We start from the raw sequence: 16,798 nt of genomic DNA, 5'->3' as shown, positions 1-16,798 counted from the left end.
TTCTCATGAGCGCTGCTTCGTCCCGGCCTCGGCCAGCGTCGTATCGGCCAGGGTGTCCGGCGTGCAGCGCAAGTCACCGATCATCAGCACATCGCCTTCGCGGCCGGCGTTGTCCGGGTCGAGGCGGAACCGGCAGAACAACTCATTGCCGTAGCGCACTTCCAGGGTGGGCGAGCCGGCATTCATTTCCATGGAGAAGAACCCGTCCACCTCGCTGATGCCGCGACTGGCGTGGTTGATCACGTGATGGCCCCGAAGCGGCTGGCCCTGCCCGTCGAGCAAACGCCCGAGCACGGTCACGGTTTTCATCACATGGATCTTGCGGTAGTCGACCCCACCCTTGTTCAGGTGATAACGGGTGCGCGACGGCTCGATGTTCGCCGCCGGCGGATGCACGCCATCGAAGTCGAAGGTCACCATGCTGTTTTTGTAGGCGGTGATGGGGACGAAGTTACGGCCCGGACGCAACGCCGTGCTGCCACCGGTCAGGTCATCGGCGCGCAGGGCGACATCGTCCAGGTCGGTTTCCACATCGACGATCATGCCCGCGCCGCGCCCCTGGGGCAGGCCGGTGAAGGCGGCCTTCTGGCCGCCCACGGCCACGGTGCTGCTCAAGTTCAGGCCGCCGGTGAGGTTGTCGTTATAGGATGAGCGCTGGACGAAACCGTCGCCGTAAAGCGAATCGGTCATGAAACTGGCGATGCCGGACAGGCCCACGCCATAGGTGTCGGCCAGCGCCGTGGCGGAGACGCTTTGCAACACGTGATCTTCCAGGTCCCGGCGATAGGTCAGCGAGGCATTGTGGTCGCGATCGCCGTCCCGCGAGGTGCGGGTGCCGATGCTGCCCGACCAGTACTCGCCCGGCCCGCCCAGGGCGACGCTGACGCTCAGGTCGACGCCGCGATTGCGCCGGTCGGCGGTACTTGAGGTGCCGGGGCGGTCGAACACCGACAGCCGCCAGTTGGCATCGCTGCCGCGCAACTTGCCGCGCTGGGTCCAGCCCAGGTCCAGGCCGGTGCCCTGGACATTGCCTTCGCTGTAGGCCAGCCGTCCGTTGACGGAGGTCTTGTTGCTCAAGCGATGGTTGACCGACAGCGACGAGTTGCTGGTATGGCCGACGAACACGTTGCGCTGGCGGATACGAGTGCCGTCCGCCAGGGTTTCATAGGTGTTGCGGGTGTCCAGCCAACTGCGGTTGTGGCTGGCCACCACGCTGCCATGGCCATAGCTGTACAAGCCTTGCACGTCCATGCCGGTGCCGTACTGCTGGGTCTGATAGACGTTGGCGTACAGGCTGGTGTTGGTCGCCAGCGTCCAATCCACCGAGGTGCCCACTTGCAACTTGTCCTGCACCTGGCGCGTGGAGGCGCCCAGGATCACCCGCGGATGCAGCAGGTAGTTGAGGCCGACGCCCGCTGTCGTGAACCCCGAGGGCTGGTCTTCCCAGTTGCTCCAGAGCCTGGTCTCGCGCCCGGCGAACAGGTTGTAGCGCCAGCGGTCCTCCGCGTCGCTCCAGTTATTGGGCTTGTAGACCAGCTCCTGGCTGGTGGCGGTGGTTTGCCCGTCCTCGATCAGCCGCACTTCCACTTCATAGATACCGCCGGGCAAGGGCCGGGTGTCCAGGCTCTGCAAGCCGGCGCTGACCGCCTGAGTGTTGATCAGCAAGCCGCTGCGATAAATTTCCACCGACGCCTGGCGGCTGGCGGTGACGTAAATGGGGTAGACGCTGGGTTTGGGATTTTCGATCGCCAGGCTGTCGGAGCTGCCGTACATCACCCCCAACGCGGTGTCCGGGTTGGCGCCGAACGAACGGATCTGCCGATTCAAACCATCGGAGCTGGGCGTGAAATAGCCCAGGCGGAAAAAAGTCCCCTCCATTTCTCGTTGGGTATGGAGCTCATGGACAGCGTGGTACAGCTTGTCGTCCGGCCCGCCAAGACGCGAAAGCTGAAGGTCCAGCGACTGGCTCCAGTTGCCCACGCTGGAACTGGCATTGAGGCCATAACGCCCGCCCGTGTCCTGCTCCTGGCCACCGTTGATGTTCAGTTGGTTGTTGAAGATCAGGCCGAGGCTACCGCCTTCCGGTTGATCGTAATAGCGCTTGGCTTCGGTGCCTCGTTCCACATCCCGGGTCAGGATCGACACCAATGAATTTTCAAGGCTGTAGTGCACGGCCAGCAGCCCTGACGGACAGCTGCCTTCACAGGCGCCCAGTACTTGTCCTTGCTTGAGATGCTGCGCCCATTGGTCGCGCTCGACAGCTTTTATCGTGCTGTCGTGCGTGTCGGTGAATTCGAGCAGGGTTATACGATCGTCCCGCGACAAGACCACCATGGCTTCGCCGAGGTACTGTTGATTGAGTTCAATACGAACCGCCAGAGGCACATCGAAGAAGTGCGATTCAAACTCCGCCGGCAGGCCCTTGGCCTGGGACAACAGGCTTCTCGGTGTCGTACCGGGGGCAGTCGGCGCGGCCAATGCATTCGCGCACAACAATAGCGCGAGCGCACCCGCGATGGGTGTCATCGGAAACATCAACGGATTCTCATAATCTGCGAGCGATCAAGGCGTTTCAGGTGCTGGCCGCCCGGCTGGGGAGCGCCGGACGGCCTGCGGCGATGCCCGTGCAGTGAGCTGGAACTCACCGGGCATCGAACAGGATCACGGGCGCGGCACGGCGTCGAAGATCACGGTCATGTCGGCGGTGTACAGACCGTTCTGGGTATCCAGAGGCTTGGCCGCGACAATGGTCATGTCAGCCTGGGTGCCTGGAGTGGACGTCGCATCATCCACCACTTCCTGAGCGATGGCGGTCAGGGTGACGCCATTGAAGTTGGTGGTCAGGGCAATGGAGTCACTGCCGTTGTACAGCGCCGCCGGGCCACCCTCGATGTAGGCATGGACCGAACCTTCGGTGTTCTTCACGTCGAAGGTCTGGCGCAGCGAAGTCAGGGTGCCACTGACCGTGTTGTAGCTCATGATTTCATCCTTACCGAAGTTCGGGTCACGTGGCTGCACGTGGAACTGCTGGGTCGGGATGTTCGCGGTGATGTGGATAGCGGAGCGTGCATCATCGAGCGCGAATACCTGCGAAGCGCCCAAGGCAGCGGCAGTCAGGGAAGCAGCGGTTACGAATTGTTTGAGCATGTTGTTAACACCTGTTCTTGGCATAAAGAGAAAGGTTGAAGTGGCAGTTCAACAACAACTTGATCTGCTCCTCCAACGCCGGGGCATGATCGGCTCTTTGCAATTAAAAAAAAGCAGGCAGATTCCCACAAGCGTGTAGTAAAACCGGCACACGAATGGGCGAAAAATACCCGATTCTTTATAAAATTTAAGTTTGTATGTCAGAAACGGCCCACACGCCCAGCAGTATCGCCGCGCCCTTCAAAGTCAAGAAAAACCGCCGCAAAATCCCATCATCCACTGCCATATCGTATTCAGGTAAGGTCTTGTTTCATCAGAAGTAGCGGGCAACGAAACTCGATATATCTTAGTTCCTAGTTATATCCATCCTTAAAGATATATCTCACGGCAAAGTTATATCTCAGCCCTATCTTATGCAGAACGGAGAACGCATATGACAGATCCTTATTCCCATTTCAAACGCGAATACGAACACGACGGTTTCGAACGACACTCGGCGCGCCGTGAACGTAACAGTCGCGCCCCACGGGTCTTTGCCGCCGGTGACCTGAAGTTGCTGTCACTGGCGCTGATTGCCGAACAACCTTGCCACGGTTATGACCTGATCCGCCGGATCGAAAACATGTTCGACGGCGCCTACAGCCCCAGCCCCGGCGTGATCTACCCGACCCTGTCCTTCCTGGAAATGAGCGCAATGGTCACCTGTGGCGTCGATGATGGAAAAAAATGCTACAGCGTGACCGATGCCGGACGTCTATTACTTGAGGACCAGGCCCAAGCGTTGGATGAGGTGCGCACGCGCATTGAAATCAGCAAGCGCACGTTGCGCGGCCATGATCGTCCCCCGGAAATCCAGGAAGCGGTGTATAACCTGCGGCATGCGCTGCAAAAGCACCCTGGCCACTGGAGCCCGGAAGAAATCCGGCGAGTGCGCGACCTGCTCAACGACACCGCCAAAGCCATCATCGACGGCCCCGACCGTCCACCTGTCTCGGAGTCAAGCCAATGACCGAAGTCGATCCAAATGCCATTCACCGCGTCACCCACGAGATCAAACGCCGTCGCCTGCAGGTGTTGCGGGTGCAGGACCTGACCCCACGCATGCGCCGCATCACCGTCGGCGGGCCGGAACTGGCCGGGTTCGTCAGCCTGGGCACCGACGATCACGTGAAGTTGCTGTTCCCGCAGAACGCCGAGGAACATGCCGCCCTGGAAAACTTCAACCCCGGCGCCGGCAAGGCTCAGGGGCCAATGCCCGAGATGCGCGACTACACCCCGCGCCGCTATGACCTGGACACCCTGGAGATGGACATCGATTTCGTGCTTCACGGCGACGGCCCGGCATCTACCTGGGCGGCCCAGGCGGCGCCAGGGCAATACCTCCACATAGCCGGGCCACGGGGCTCGATGATCGTGCCGGACATCTTCGACAGCTACCTGCTGATCGGCGACGAAACCGCCCTGCCCGCCATCGCCCGCCGCCTCGAAGGCCTGGCGTCCAACCGGCGTGCCCTGGTGGTGGTGGAAGTGGAAAACGGCGCCGAACAGCAAGTGCTCCAAAGCCCGGCGCAGGTGCACGTGATCTGGGTGCTGCGCGAAGGCCGCCAGGACAACCTGCTGCGCACCGTGCAACAGCTGGAAATGCCCGGCGGCAAGCTGTACGCCTGGGTCGCGACCGAAAGCAAGGTGTCGCGGCAGATTCGCAAGGTGTTGCTGGAGGAGAAAGGCCTGGCCCAGGATTTCGTGAAGGCGGTGGGGTATTGGAAGGCGGAGGGTAGCGACGAAGAATGAGGGGCCGTTCACTGGCCCCTGCGCCACGGGCATCGTCTCCCATCACTCGCTCATGACAGCGTAACCTTGGCTACAGCATGCGCAGACGGATGTCGGTCACGTAGTAGTCATTGCCCACGCCACTGGCTTGGTGACTGTTGACATGCAGCTCGATTTCCCGCTCAGTCGCGACAAATTCACCCCTGAGCACTTGCCAGGTGGTCGTTGCCAAGGTGACAACCTCACTGATACGTCCATGGGTTTTCGTCGCAAGCGACAGGCTGGGCACCGCATCGGACGTGTTGGCGTGGCGTCGTGCATCGAGACTGAATTCGTAGCGTGCGCCTACCCTCAGACCTATGTAGCCCTTCCATAGCACAATCCCGGCCGAACTATCGGTATAGGTTCCATTGCCCAGGTATGTGCGTCCGCCTTCGCCCTGACTAAAATTCCAATCCCGCGGATCCTGCGCCGCCGGTCCAGCACGCCATCCATTCCAGTTAGTGTTTTCAAATCTGGACACGTCATCCAGGGGCAACGGGGTTACCAGATAAGTTCGTATTGGAAAGGCGGTGGCCTGGCTTTTATCAACGCTGCGATTGAAGGTCACATCCAGGATAAGCTTGAGGTCCGAGCCGTTGCGCAAGCGATTGATCTGGGTCCGCGGCAGCACCACCGACAGGCCCGCGGTCACTTCCCCGGGGCTCACCGGTCTCGCGGTGTACAGATCAATACTGAAATCCAGGCCGTTCAAGTCAGTCCCTTCAGCACGCAACCACACGCACTGACCTGCGGCGATCAGCGGCCAGGGCTCCACGTCGACGCGGGAGTCTCCGGCGAAGCTGTCGATGTTGAACTCAGTGCCCACACCGCCATTGGCGGCATCCACGATCAAGGGTCTGGGCAGCGCGGAAAGCTCCAGCACAGTCAATGTCAGGGGCGGCGACGGTGGCCAGGTCACGTCGCGCGTCACGGTGTAGATGACCGTCACCGACTTGCCCAGACTGTAGGCCACGACCTCGGGTGGCAGATCGATCGGTTTCTCACCCACCGTCCCCACCTCTTGCGGCGTGGTGGTGTGCGAGCCCCCCTCCGGTGTGCCGTGCCCGGCCCAGGTCACGCTCACCTTGTCCGTGCTCAGCATGCCTTGGTAATGCGGCACCAGCGCGGTCAGTGTGCTGGCGGCCTTGATAGGATCGAGCACGCTACCAGTGGCCTCTTCGATTTCGGGTGGCGGCAACCCCAGTGCCGTGCCGATGACCGTCGCAATTGCGGTTTTTGAAGAGCCTATGGGTGTGGTGCCCCTCAACAACCTGTATGACACGTGCACGGTACTGTCCGGGAAGACCTTGTCGTTAGGGATCTGAAGCACGCAGGCCTTTTTCTGCCCCAACTCATCCACCTCGACGATACCGGTCACGGGCACCACGACATCCGACTGGCCGTTGACTTTCGCCGTATAAGTCACCTCGATGGCATCCCCTGGCACAAAACGCGGGTCGCTGGTCAGGATGATCAACGACAGCGGGTTGGCACCCAGTTTGTCGAGATCAATGATGCTTGGGTCGTCGCCCGCTTCGCTCAGGATTTCCCGTGGAATCGGCGCCAACAGTCTTTGCCCGGCCTTGTCCACCTCCACTATTTGCACGGCCGACCAAACGTTGTCGAGATCCGGGCTGTTAAAGAGTTGGTCTCTGACAGTGAAGGAAAACATGAATTCAGGATCGTCGACCAGATCGGCGCTGGTGACGTCGAAACATATCCGGGTAGGCGTCGCCGAGCCGTGGTTTGGCGGGGCGGGGGCCTGGGTTGCATCCACCTTGTGAAATACGTCATGGCCATTACAATTGAGCCGGATTTCGTCATAGGCCCGGCAGTAGGGGTATTCCACGCAGACCGTCGCACTGACGAAACCTGGGCCCACACCGTTCTTGATTTCGTCCGGCAATAGCAACACCAGTTCCGAATGCCCGGGCTCACCCGGTGACCTGTCCTGGTTGCCCGGCCGGATGCTGTTGTACAGGATCTCCAGCGGAGGGGTCGAGGTTTGATCGTTCATACCGGGGCGTTTCACGGTGTACGTCAGTCGATTGACCAGGCCGGGCAACAATTTGCCATGTGGAATGTACAACGTGACATCATCATCGAGGCCCTGAGTCTGTTTGCTATCCAGCGCCTCCTCACCATTGAGGTTGATCGAAACGTTGTCGTTTGGCTGCTGGCCCCAATAAGCCTGCACCAACACTTCGCAGCCGAAGGGCAGCGGCACATAAAGGTGGATGGGGACACCATAGTCGGCGCCTGCCACGGGCTGGGTGGCGCCGGGTAAGCTGGGCGGGTACAGGTCAAGTATGGTGGAATCAGCCGTTTTCGATGAGTCGGTCATGAGTAATCCCCACGGAATGGAACAGATATACCGAGGCTCTATCAGAGCTCGAATGCGCGTGGGGGCCTACTGTCAGAGTTGACAGATCCGAACAGGTTTTAGACGAGCGGTTGGGCGGGGGATTTGAATATCACCTTGCGGATCCCGGCCAGATAATCAATTGTTCTGCCGACATTCCATTCAGGTACCCCGCCCCATGCTTTTCCTGCTCGCCTACATCAGCAGTGTCGTGCTGATCAACTTCGCGTTTTCCGCCGCACCGCACCTGGACATTATTTGGTCGGCCTGGGGCGGCCTGGTGTTTATCCTGCGGGACATGGTGCAGACCCGCTTCGGCCACGGTGCCATCGCGGCGATGCTGGTGGCGCTGGTGTTGTCCTATGTCACCTCGGACCCGACCATCGCCCTGGCGAGCGCCACGGCATTCGCGGTGTCCGAGTGCATCGACTGGCTGGTGTTCACGATCACCAAGCGCCCACTCCATGACCGGTTGTGGATCAGTTCGGCCCTGAGCATTCCCCTGGACACGTTCATCTTCTTCGGTTTGATCGACGCCCTGACGCCTGCTGTGGTGATCACCGCCCTGCTCTCGAAATTCGCCGGGGTCACCGCCGTCTGGCTGATCATGGCCTGGCGTTTACGCAAACAGGCCATCGCCGGGCGGTTCATGTAAAATGCCGCGCTTTCTCCCATGGGAAGCTCGCCCGGCGCGCAACCCGCGATGATCCGCTCCTGTTTGAGGACCTTCAGATGACCCGTATCGGAACCCCATTGTCGCCCACCGCGACCCGCGTTTTGTTGTGTGGCAGCGGTGAGCTGGGCAAGGAAGTGGTAATCGAACTGCAGCGCCTGGGCGTCGAGGTGATTGCCGTGGACCGCTACGCCAACGCGCCGGCCATGCAAGTGGCCCACCGCAGCCATGTGATCAACATGCTCGACGGTGCTGCCCTGCGTGCGGTGATCGAGGCCGAGAAGCCGCATTTCATCGTGCCGGAAATCGAAGCCATCGCCACCGCCACCTTGGTGGAACTGGAGGCCGAAGGCTTCACCGTGATCCCCACCGCCCGTGCCGCGCAGTTGACCATGAACCGTGAAGGCATTCGTCGCCTGGCCGCCGAAGAGCTGGGCCTGCCGACCTCGCCGTACTTCTTCGCCGACACCGTGGAAGACTACCGCAAGGCCGTGGAAACCCTGGGTTTCCCGTGCGTGGTCAAGCCGGTGATGAGTTCCTCGGGCAAGGGCCAGAGCCTGCTGCGCAGTACCGATGACGTGCAAAAAGCCTGGGACTACGCCCAGGAAGGCGGCCGTGCCGGCAAGGGCCGAGTGATCATCGAAGGGTTCATCGATTTCGACTACGAAATCACCTTGCTCACCGTGCGCCACGTCGGCGGCACCACCTTCTGCGCACCGGTTGGCCACCGTCAGGAAAAGGGCGACTATCAGGAATCCTGGCAGCCACAAGCCATGAGCCCGGTGGCCCTGGCCGAATCCGAACGCGTCGCCAAGGCGGTGACCGAGGCCCTGGGTGGTCGCGGCCTGTTTGGCGTCGAGCTGTTCATCAAGGGTGACCAGGTGTGGTTCAGCGAAGTCTCGCCGCGCCCGCACGACACTGGCCTGGTGACGCTGATCTCCCAGGACCTGTCGCAGTTCGCCTTGCATGCCCGCGCCATTCTCGGCCTGCCGATCCCGCTGATCCGCCAGTTCGGCCCTTCGGCCTCGGCGGTGATCCTGGTGGAAGGCCAATCGACCCAGACCGCTTTCGCCAATCTGGGCGCGGCCCTCAGCGAACCGGACACCGCCCTGCGCCTGTTCGGCAAACCGGAAGTCAACGGCCAGCGCCGCCTGGGCGTGGCCCTGGCCCGCGACGAGTCCATCGAAGCCGCCCGCGCCAAGGCGACCCGCGCTTCGCAGGCCGTCAGGATCGAACTGTAACCAATATCGCTTGCCCATGGTGACCTGTGGGAGCAAGGCTTGCCCGCGATAAAGGCGATGCGGTCTTTCCGAAGTCGAGTCGCCTGTTTCGCGAGCAAGCTTTGCTCCCACAGTTAACTGGGAGACATCGATAATAAAAAAAGGCGATACCCGCAAAGGTATCGCCTTTTTCATAAGCGCCTGTTTTATCCCAGATCGTTCCCACGCTCCTGCGTGGGAACGCCGCCAGGGACGCTCCGCGTTCCGCTTGTGGAGAGGATGACGCAGAGCGTCACCGGATGCATTCCCACGCAGGAGCGTGGGAACGATCACTCCCGCTTAATCCGGCAGTTTGTAGGCGATCACATAATCGCCCTGCTTGGTGCCCAGGGAACCGTGGCCACCGGCAACAACCAGCACATATTGCTTGCCGTCCTTGCCGGTGTAGGTCATCGGCGTGGTCTGGGCGCCGGCTGGCAGGCGGCCTTCCCACAGTTGCTTGCCGTTTTTCACGTCATAGGCACGCAGGTACTGGTCGAGGGTGCCGCTCAGGAACGCCAGGCCGCTGGCGGTGGTGAACGTGCCACCCAGGCTCGGAACGCCCATGCTCAGCGGGATCGGTACCGGCGAGCTGTCACGCACGGTGCCGTTCTTGTGCTTCCACAGGGTTTTGTTGTTGGTCAGGTCCACGGCCGCGACATAACCCCATGCAGGCGCCTGGCAAGGCAGGCCCATTGGCGAGAGCAGCGCTTCGAGGATCACACCATATGGCGCGCCCTTGTTCGGCTGCACGCCTTCGGTTTCGCTCTTGCGCCCCGGGCCACCAGCCACTTCGGCCGCCGGCACCAGTTTCGACTTGAACGCCATGTAGCTCGGGTTGACGAAGGCGATCTGGCGCACCGGGTCCACCGAAATGCCACCCCAGTCGAACACGCCGAAGTTACCCGGGTAAACGATCGAGCCTTGCAGCGATGGCGGCGTGTACATGCCGTCATAGCGCAGCGACTTGAAGTCGATCCGGCAGAGCATCTGGTCGAACGGGGTCACGCCCCACATGTCGCGTTCCTTGAGGACCGGCGGCACGAAGTTCAGGTCGGACATCGGTTGGGTCGGCGAGGTGTGGTCACCTTCCACCGCGCCTTGGGGCACCGGGATTTCCTTGATCGGGATGATCGGCTGGCCATTGCTGCGGTCCAGCACGTAGATGCTGCCCTGCTTGGTGGAAGCCAGTACAGCCGGTTTCACGCCATCGGCGGTCTTCATGTCCATCAGGGTCGGTTGACCGCCGACGTCCATGTCCCACAGGTCATGGTGAGTGAATTGGAAGTACCAGCGCACCTTGCCGGTGGCGATGTCCAGGGCGGTCAGACCGGCGGAATATTTTTCCGACTCCGGCGTGCGCAGGCCACCGAACTGGTCGGGAGTCTGGTTGCCCATCGGCAGGTAGAGCATGCCGAGTTTTTCATCGACGCTGAACATGGACCACATGTTCGGCGAGTTGCGGGTGTAGGTCTGGCCTTCGGCAATCGGTGTGGTGTCGTCCGGCTTGCCACTGTCCCAGTTCCACACCAGCTTGCCGGTGTGCACGTCGTAGGCACGGATGACGCCGCTAGGCTCGTCGGTGGAGACGTTATCGGTGACGTGGCCGCCGATCACCACCAGGTTCTGGGTAACCGCCGGTGGCGACGTGGAGTAGTAACCGCCGGCCGTGAAACCGCCGATGTTGGCGGTCAGGTCGACCTGGCCCTTGTCGCCGAAGTCTTCGCACATCTTGCCGGTGTCGGCGTTGAGGGCGATCAGACGGGTGTCGGCGGTCGGCAGGAAGATCCGCCGTGGGCAGACGGTGCTGGCCGGCGTGGAGCTGGCGGCACCCGTCGGGCTCTGCTCGGCAGAGGCGTACGCGGCGTCATCGTGATAGGTCACGCCACGGCAGGTCATGTGGGCCCAACCCTTGAAGTTTTCCGCTTTTTGCGTGGAAAGCTTCGGATCGAAACGCCAGATTTCCTTGCCGGTGTCAGGCTCCAGGGCGATCACCTGGCTGTGAGGCGTGCACACGTAGAGCATGCCGTTGGCCTTCAGCGGGGTGTTTTCGGCAGTGGTTTCACCCGGGTCGTTCGGCCCTGGCAGGTCGCCGGTGCGATAGGTCCAGGCCGGCACCAGTTTGCTGACGTTCTCGGGGGTGATCTGTGCCAGCGGCGAATAGCGGTCGCCATGGGCACTGCGCCCGTAGGAGTTCCAGTCGCCGTCCGGCATGGCCGGTGCGGTGTTGGCCATGCCCGGCACGCTGTCGCGGTCCAGTTGGCCCTTGATCTCACCCGGGTTGGTGAACTGGCTGGCGAGCGCGGCGATACCGGCGATGACCACGGCGGCGCCCAATGCGCGGGTGCCCATGGCCGAGGCTTCGGCGGTCAACAGCGGGCGGCGGAACCACGGCAGCAACATGACGATGCCCAGGGCAAACAGCATTGCCAGGCGCGGCACCAGTTGCCACCAGTCCAGGCCCACTTCCCACAACGCCCACACGGTGCTGGCGAACAGCACCAGCGCGTACAGGCCCAGGGCCGCGCGACGGGCCATGATCAGCAACACGCCGGTCAGCGCCAGGCCGATCCCGGCCAGCAGGTAATACAACGAGCCGCCAAGCGTGCTCAGCTTGACTCCCCCGGCCAACAGGACCAGGCCCATCAATAGAAGCAGAATGCCGAGCAAACTCGGTAGCAGACGGCTTCGACTCAAAGCACCCTCAGTGCTCATAGTGTGTTTCTCCGTGACGTTTTAAGGAGTCCCGCGCAAGTAGTCACTGTAGATGACGATCTTGCGAGGGCTTGGTTCAGTTGAAAAAAGGCAAATTCGGTTGCCGCGATCCCTTGTGGGAGCGAGCTTGCTCGCGATGGCGGCGTGTCAGTTGGCTTCAAGGTTGAATGTGCAATCGTTATCGCGAGCAAGCTCGCTCCCACAGGAATTCGCCGAGACAGCGCTGTCTTTCAGCGTCTGGACACTGGGCGTTTTTTAATCTTTCAGCAGGATCGAGCTGGACGCAGAGGCTTCGGCACGCCAGAAGAAGCGTTTCAGCAGGCGGCGCAAGGATAATGTCCCGTTCTCAATAGAGAAAGGGCTTTTGTTGACATGAATCATCTCGGATTCGGTAACAGTGCGCCTGGCGCTGGGCGGCCATGATGAAGGCTATGCTTCCACCCTAAGGGCACCTCGGCTAAGGTGCGCGGTTTTACACCTTTAGCGCGAAGGCCTCCCATGACCGAACCCAACAACAATCCACTGCACGGCGTGACGCTGGAGCAGATCCTCAACGCCCTCGTGCAGCACTATGAATGGTCGGGCCTGGCCGAACGCATCGACATCCGTTGCTTCAAGAGCGACCCGAGCATCAAGTCGAGCCTGACCTTCCTGCGCAAGACGCCATGGGCGCGGGAGAAAGTCGAGCGCCTGTACATCAAGTTGATGCGCACCAAGCGGCCGGTCTGAGTCGTGGGGAGTAATCAGGGTCGTCACCTCACGCTGCGACAGCGTTTTGTCTGCGTGACGGCACTGCTGGGCTGGGTGGGATTGAGCATCCAGCTGTATCTGATCCTGCTTGGTCGCTGGAAACTGGACGCGAGCCTGCTGGGCGGGCTGGTGAGTTTCTTCAGTTTCTTCACGGTCCTGACCAACACCCTGGTGGCCGTGGTGCTGACCTGGGAACTGACCGCTCGCGAGTCGGCGGCCCGGCGCTGGTTCCTGCTGCCCAGCGTGCGCAGCGGCGTCGCAGTGAGCATCGCCCTGGTCAGCCTGGCCTACAACCTGCTGCTGCGCCACCTCTGGCAACCCGAAGGCTGGCAGTTCGTGGCCGACGAACTACTGCACGACGTGGTGCCCTTGCTGTACATCGCCTATTGGTGGCTGTGGGTACCCAAAGGCACATTGCGCCTGGGCCACATCGGGCTGTGGGTGATCTACCCCTTGGTGTATTTCGCCTATGTCCTGCTGCGCGGGGATCTATTGGCGGCTTACCCCTATCCTTTCATCGATGTGGCGAATCTGGGTTATCCACAGGTGTTCATCAATGCCGGGGGGATATTGCTGGGGTTTATCGCGATTGCGTTGGGGGTGGTGGGGTTGGATCGGTTGGCATCGTTGAAATAGAGGCCTGCAGAGCACATAGCGGTGTGAGTCAAACCTGTGGGAGCAAGGCTTGCCCGCGATGAAGATCACGCGGTTTACCTGAAGACCAGGGCGCCTGCATCGCGAGCAAGCTTTGCTCCCACAGATAGGTATCCCACAGGGGTTTGTGTTCCATATCCGGCATCAGCGCCTTGCTGGCAACATCCACACCAACCCACTGGCCTTGGCCCGCTCATGACACAGCGCCAACACACTGCGCCGCTCGTCATTGTCCATCCGGCTCCAACGGGTGATCTCCGCCACGGTGCGCTGGCAACCGGTGCAGATGTCGTCATCGTCCAGCGCACAGATGTTCACGCAGGGCGAAGGCACCGGGCGTTCAGGGGCGCTCATGGTTCCTGCTCGACCAGGTCGCGGGCGTAGCGCTGGGCATTGTGCACATAGTGCGCCGCGCTGGCCTCGAGCATTTTTTTCTGGGCCTCGGTCAGTTCACGCACCACCTTGCCGGGCGAGCCCATCACCAGCGAACCGTCGGGAATTTCCTTGCCCTCGCCGATCAGCGAGTTGGCGCCGACGATGCAGTTCTTGCCGATCTTCGCGCCGTTGAGAATCACCGCGTTGATGCCGATGAGGCTGTAGTCGCCCACCGTACAGCCATGGAGCATGGCGTTGTGGCCGATGGTCACGCCGGTGCCGATGGTCAGCGGATAGCCCATGTCGGTGTGCATCACCGTGCCGTCCTGCACATTGCTGTTCTTGCCGATCAGGATCAGTTCGTTGTCACCGCGCAGCACGGCGTTGAACCAGACATTGGCGCCCTCTTCGAGGCGGACCTTGCCCACCAGCGTGGCGTTGGGCGCGACCCAGCTCTGTGGGTGGGTTTCGACACGGGCATCGCCCAGGCGGTATTTCATGAGAGTCCTCGGGGCGTCAGGTATTGATGAAACTCTTGGGCGGTTTGTGCAGGTCGATCTCGGCGTCGTACAGCAGGTTGACCAACTCCACGACCATGATCGCCGTCAGGCCCCAGATCTTGAATTCGCCAAACCGATAGCTGGGCACGTACCAACTGCGGCCCTGGTAATCGATCCGGTGCGTGTGTTCGCGCGGATCCTTGCGGAAAAACTCCAGCGGTACGCTGAACACCGCAGCGATCTCGGCATCGTTGGCCTGGTATTCGACGTAGTCCGGAATCACTCCGACATAAGGCGTGACCTTGATGCCGTGCAGCGAGATCAGCGGGCTGAGGGGGCCGATCACTTCCACCAGGCCGGGCGGCAGGCCGATTTCTTCCTCGGCTTCGCGCAGGGCGGTGAAGATCAGGTCCGGGTCTTCCGGGTCGCGGCGCCCGCCGGGGAACGCCACCTCGCCGCCATGGGTCGAGAGCCCGCTGGCGCGCAGGGTCAGTACCAGCTCCGGTTCATCGCTGCGGGTAATCGGCACCAGCACCGCGGCTTCAGGGAAACGTTGGTCAGCCTGCAGATCGTGCGGGGTATGGTTGCTTACTCGATGCAGTAGCTCGTCCAGCATGAGACTTCTCGATTTATTCGCTACCTTGCATCATGCACCAATCGTTCAAGCGGCCCAACCCCCGCACTGCGTCGTGTCGCGAAACGACAACTTGCCGACACCGGCCCGCACCGCCAAGATAGGCGCAGCATTCAGGAATCCAAGCATGAAATTCTGCAGCCAGTGCGGTAACCCGGTGACCCAGCGCATACCCGAAGGCGACTCGCGCCTGCGTTTTGTCTGCGACGCCTGCCATACCATCCATTACCAGAACCCCAACATCGTGGCCGGTTGCGTACCGACCTGGGGCAGTAAAGTCCTGTTGTGCCGGCGCGCCATCGAGCCGCGGCGCGGTTACTGGACGCTGCCGGCGGGCTTCATGGAGAACGGCGAAACGGTTGAACAGGCCGCCGTGCGCGAAACCGCCGAAGAAGCCTGCGCCCGGGTGCGAAATTTGAGCATCTATACGCTGATTGACGTACCGCATATCAGCCAGGTACATGTATTCTTCCGCGCCGAACTGGTGGATGAGGATTTCGCCGCCGGGCCCGAGAGCCTGGAGGTGAGGCTGTTCGAAGAAGCGGACATTCCCTGGGACGAACTGGCTTTCCGCACAGTGGGCCGTACCTTGGAATATTTCTACGCGGACCGCCGGGCCGAAGATTACCCTGTGCGATCCGAATCGATCCCACCGCTGGCTCAGCCTGCCAATACATAAAAAACCAATATAGCCACAACACCTCTAGGGATATCGTTTCAATGCGCTGGTTGCTTGTCTTGTTCTGCTTGTCGTTCACTGCGATGTCCCAGGCCTCTGCGGTGGGAACCTACAACGGCAAGGTCATCGAAAAAGTGCTGGTGCTCAAGTCCGCCCATCAATTGCAATTGATCAACGACGGCAAGCCGCTCAAGACCTATCGCATCTCACTGGGCAGGGGCGCCAAAAAAGGCCCCAAGCTGATCGAGGGCGACAAGCGCACCCCTGAAGGTTTCTACTGGATCGACTGGCGCAAGACCAGCGAGAACTACTACCTGTCGATGCATATTTCCTACCCCAACATCAGCGACGCCGCCCGCGCCCGCCGCGAAGGCGTTGAGCCGGGGGGCATGATCATGATCCACGGCACGCCTGATTCGGAAGAGAACCCTGAGCAGTTGTTCCATACGCTGGACTGGACCGACGGCTGCATCGCCATGCGCAATGTGGACATGCGCGAGGTCTGGAACCTGGTGCCGGATGGCACGATGATCGAAATCCGGCCGTAGCGCCTCCCCCTCCTGCGGCAGGAGCTTCTTGTGGCGAGGGAGTCCCCGCTGGGCTGCGCCTGTAGGAGCTGTCGAGTGCAACGAGGCTGCGATCTTGCCCCAGGCACTTGAGTCTCAAGCGAAAGATCAAAAGATCGCAGGCTTCGCCAGCTCCTACAGAGCCCCGCGCGAGATTGCTCCCTCACCACAGGTTACGTGGCATCAAGTCCGAAGCTCTACCCGGTCCAAGGCCTTGTTTGCCAACAACGTTCCCAGATCGATCATCTGCGCCACACCCAACGCCACATGCCGCCGCGAACCGTCCAAGTCAAACAGGAGGTCGCTAAGCACCGCATTGGCCGAGGCCAGGGTTTCGCTGAGGTTGGCTAGTAAGGTTTCGGTGTCAACGTTGTCCGATACGCTGAACAACTGCACCGAGGGTTGGGGGTCTGGTTCGCTGCCGTCGGGTTTGAGGTAATGGTCCATCGCGCGGTCGGCGGCTTCTTTCAGCTTGTCGGGGGCGTAGTCGCCGTAGGGGAAGGTGGAGGCGGGTTTTGGCATGTCAGAATTATTTTTCAATTGAAGCTCCTTTAAATTAATGGAGCCCAGGACAAAACGTCCGGGCCTGTTGCCCCTTGATTTTTTCGGACGGTCAAACCCGGTCGCTGAATTGGCAGCGACACCCAAAGGCTAGAGCCCTCGCTTCCGAGG

Annotated in this window: 16 protein-coding genes; 8 read left to right on the top strand and 8 right to left on the bottom strand. The window is 61.2% G+C overall.

Annotated elements, in window-relative coordinates; translation table 11 throughout:
* Positions 1–3: 3 nt before the first annotated feature.
* Together AB4O09_RS07150 and AB4O09_RS07145 are read right to left on the bottom strand one after the other, a co-directional pair.
* Positions 4–2,535 (bottom strand): CS1-pili formation C-terminal domain-containing protein, encoded by a 2,532-nt coding sequence (locus AB4O09_RS07150; RefSeq protein ID WP_223528964.1) that lies wholly within the window; start codon positions 2,533–2,535, stop codon positions 4–6.
* A gap of 126 nt (positions 2,536–2,661) precedes the next feature.
* Complete coding sequence (locus AB4O09_RS07145; RefSeq protein ID WP_003205213.1) at positions 2,662–3,147, bottom strand: CS1 type fimbrial major subunit; 486 nt, start codon at positions 3,145–3,147, stop codon at positions 2,662–2,664.
* A 433-nt stretch (positions 3,148–3,580) separates the two neighbouring features.
* Here AB4O09_RS07145 and AB4O09_RS07140 point away from each other — a divergent pair, with 433 nt between their 5' ends.
* Positions 3,581–4,156 carry a PadR family transcriptional regulator gene (locus AB4O09_RS07140; RefSeq protein WP_003205214.1) on the top strand — a complete coding sequence of 192 codons (576 nt, stop codon included), beginning with the start codon at positions 3,581–3,583 and terminating at the stop codon, positions 4,154–4,156.
* Complete coding sequence (locus AB4O09_RS07135) at positions 4,153–4,938, top strand: siderophore-interacting protein (RefSeq protein WP_003205217.1); 786 nt, start codon at positions 4,153–4,155, stop codon at positions 4,936–4,938. The genes AB4O09_RS07140 and AB4O09_RS07135 overlap by 4 nt, the downstream gene beginning before the upstream one ends.
* 70 nt (positions 4,939–5,008) lie before the next feature.
* Here AB4O09_RS07135 and AB4O09_RS07130 read toward each other — a convergent pair whose 3' ends face one another.
* Positions 5,009–7,303 (bottom strand): hypothetical protein, encoded by a 2,295-nt coding sequence (locus AB4O09_RS07130; protein WP_460108050.1) that lies wholly within the window; start codon positions 7,301–7,303, stop codon positions 5,009–5,011.
* A gap of 196 nt (positions 7,304–7,499) precedes the next feature.
* Between AB4O09_RS07130 and AB4O09_RS07125 the strand changes: the two genes are divergently transcribed.
* Together AB4O09_RS07125 and purT are read left to right on the top strand one after the other, a co-directional pair.
* Positions 7,500–7,976, top strand: coding sequence for a preQ0 transporter (locus AB4O09_RS07125; protein WP_003205220.1), 477 nt, complete (start codon positions 7,500–7,502; stop codon positions 7,974–7,976).
* A 77-nt stretch (positions 7,977–8,053) separates the two neighbouring features.
* Positions 8,054–9,235, top strand: coding sequence for a formate-dependent phosphoribosylglycinamide formyltransferase (purT, locus tag AB4O09_RS07120; RefSeq protein ID WP_003205223.1), 1,182 nt, complete (start codon positions 8,054–8,056; stop codon positions 9,233–9,235).
* Between the two features lie 318 nt (positions 9,236–9,553).
* Here the strand turns inward: purT and AB4O09_RS07115 are convergent, their stop codons facing one another.
* Entirely contained in the window at positions 9,554–11,968 is a 2,415-nt protein-coding gene (locus AB4O09_RS07115) for a glucose/quinate/shikimate family membrane-bound PQQ-dependent dehydrogenase (RefSeq protein WP_003205226.1), read from the bottom strand.
* 498 nt (positions 11,969–12,466) lie between these two features.
* Between AB4O09_RS07115 and AB4O09_RS07110 the strand changes: the two genes are divergently transcribed.
* Together AB4O09_RS07110 and AB4O09_RS07105 are read left to right on the top strand one after the other, a co-directional pair.
* Positions 12,467–12,697 carry a VF530 family protein gene (locus tag AB4O09_RS07110; protein ID WP_003205228.1) on the top strand — a complete coding sequence of 77 codons (231 nt, stop codon included), beginning with the start codon at positions 12,467–12,469 and terminating at the stop codon, positions 12,695–12,697.
* 3 nt (positions 12,698–12,700) lie between these two features.
* Positions 12,701–13,354, top strand: coding sequence for a Pr6Pr family membrane protein (locus AB4O09_RS07105; protein ID WP_049798031.1), 654 nt, complete (start codon positions 12,701–12,703; stop codon positions 13,352–13,354).
* A 162-nt stretch (positions 13,355–13,516) separates the two neighbouring features.
* Here AB4O09_RS07105 and AB4O09_RS07100 read toward each other — a convergent pair whose 3' ends face one another.
* Genes AB4O09_RS07100 through AB4O09_RS07090 form a run of 3 tightly spaced genes read right to left on the bottom strand, consistent with a single transcriptional unit; the run spans position 13,517 to position 14,863 of the window.
* Positions 13,517–13,726 carry a DUF1289 domain-containing protein gene (locus tag AB4O09_RS07100; protein ID WP_003205232.1) on the bottom strand — a complete coding sequence of 70 codons (210 nt, stop codon included), beginning with the start codon at positions 13,724–13,726 and terminating at the stop codon, positions 13,517–13,519.
* A complete protein-coding gene (locus AB4O09_RS07095) occupies positions 13,723–14,247 on the bottom strand; it encodes a gamma carbonic anhydrase family protein (RefSeq protein ID WP_223523890.1) in 525 nt (174 codons plus the stop codon). Before AB4O09_RS07095 ends, AB4O09_RS07100 begins: the two co-directional genes overlap by 4 nt.
* Positions 14,248–14,263: 16 nt before the next feature.
* Positions 14,264–14,863 (bottom strand): CoA pyrophosphatase, encoded by a 600-nt coding sequence (locus AB4O09_RS07090; protein ID WP_003205236.1) that lies wholly within the window; start codon positions 14,861–14,863, stop codon positions 14,264–14,266.
* A gap of 145 nt (positions 14,864–15,008) precedes the next feature.
* Between AB4O09_RS07090 and AB4O09_RS07085 the strand changes: the two genes are divergently transcribed.
* Both AB4O09_RS07085 and AB4O09_RS07080 read left to right on the top strand, forming a co-directional pair.
* The gene (locus tag AB4O09_RS07085) at positions 15,009–15,560 is read left to right on the top strand and encodes an NUDIX hydrolase (protein ID WP_028236679.1); all 552 of its coding nucleotides are present in this window, start codon (positions 15,009–15,011) and stop codon (positions 15,558–15,560) included.
* A gap of 41 nt (positions 15,561–15,601) precedes the next feature.
* Complete coding sequence (locus tag AB4O09_RS07080) at positions 15,602–16,108, top strand: L,D-transpeptidase family protein (protein WP_003205240.1); 507 nt, start codon at positions 15,602–15,604, stop codon at positions 16,106–16,108.
* Positions 16,109–16,309: 201 nt separating this feature from the next.
* On the opposite strand, the gene AB4O09_RS07075 is transcribed toward AB4O09_RS07080, so the two are convergent.
* On the bottom strand, positions 16,310–16,666 hold the full coding sequence (locus tag AB4O09_RS07075; RefSeq protein ID WP_003205242.1) for a DUF6124 family protein: 357 nt from the start codon (positions 16,664–16,666) through the stop codon (positions 16,310–16,312).
* Positions 16,667–16,798 lie beyond the last annotated feature (132 nt).

It is taken from the genome of Pseudomonas sp. H1_F01 (assembly GCF_054681425.1).
The sequence above is the reverse complement of the archived record's forward strand: the minus strand, read 5'-3'. Positions and strand labels throughout refer to the sequence as shown.

Coding starts and splice junctions, on each gene's coding strand:
- AB4O09_RS07140 (WP_003205214.1), top strand. CDS start 3,581: ATGACAGATCCTTATTCCCATTTCAAACGCGAATACGAACACGACGGT.
- AB4O09_RS07130 (WP_460108050.1), bottom strand. CDS start 7,303: ATGACCGACTCATCGAAAACGGCTGATTCCACCATACTTGACCTGTAC.
- AB4O09_RS07125 (WP_003205220.1), top strand. CDS start 7,500: ATGCTTTTCCTGCTCGCCTACATCAGCAGTGTCGTGCTGATCAACTTC.
- AB4O09_RS07145 (WP_003205213.1), bottom strand. CDS start 3,147: ATGCTCAAACAATTCGTAACCGCTGCTTCCCTGACTGCCGCTGCCTTG.
- purT (WP_003205223.1), top strand. CDS start 8,054: ATGACCCGTATCGGAACCCCATTGTCGCCCACCGCGACCCGCGTTTTG.
- AB4O09_RS07090 (WP_003205236.1), bottom strand. CDS start 14,863: ATGCTGGACGAGCTACTGCATCGAGTAAGCAACCATACCCCGCACGAT.
- AB4O09_RS07080 (WP_003205240.1), top strand. CDS start 15,602: ATGCGCTGGTTGCTTGTCTTGTTCTGCTTGTCGTTCACTGCGATGTCC.
- AB4O09_RS07135 (WP_003205217.1), top strand. CDS start 4,153: ATGACCGAAGTCGATCCAAATGCCATTCACCGCGTCACCCACGAGATC.
- AB4O09_RS07110 (WP_003205228.1), top strand. CDS start 12,467: ATGACCGAACCCAACAACAATCCACTGCACGGCGTGACGCTGGAGCAG.
- AB4O09_RS07085 (WP_028236679.1), top strand. CDS start 15,009: ATGAAATTCTGCAGCCAGTGCGGTAACCCGGTGACCCAGCGCATACCC.
- AB4O09_RS07100 (WP_003205232.1), bottom strand. CDS start 13,726: ATGAGCGCCCCTGAACGCCCGGTGCCTTCGCCCTGCGTGAACATCTGT.
- AB4O09_RS07150 (WP_223528964.1), bottom strand. CDS start 2,535: ATGTTTCCGATGACACCCATCGCGGGTGCGCTCGCGCTATTGTTGTGC.
- AB4O09_RS07115 (WP_003205226.1), bottom strand. CDS start 11,968: ATGAGCACTGAGGGTGCTTTGAGTCGAAGCCGTCTGCTACCGAGTTTG.
- AB4O09_RS07095 (WP_223523890.1), bottom strand. CDS start 14,247: ATGAAATACCGCCTGGGCGATGCCCGTGTCGAAACCCACCCACAGAGC.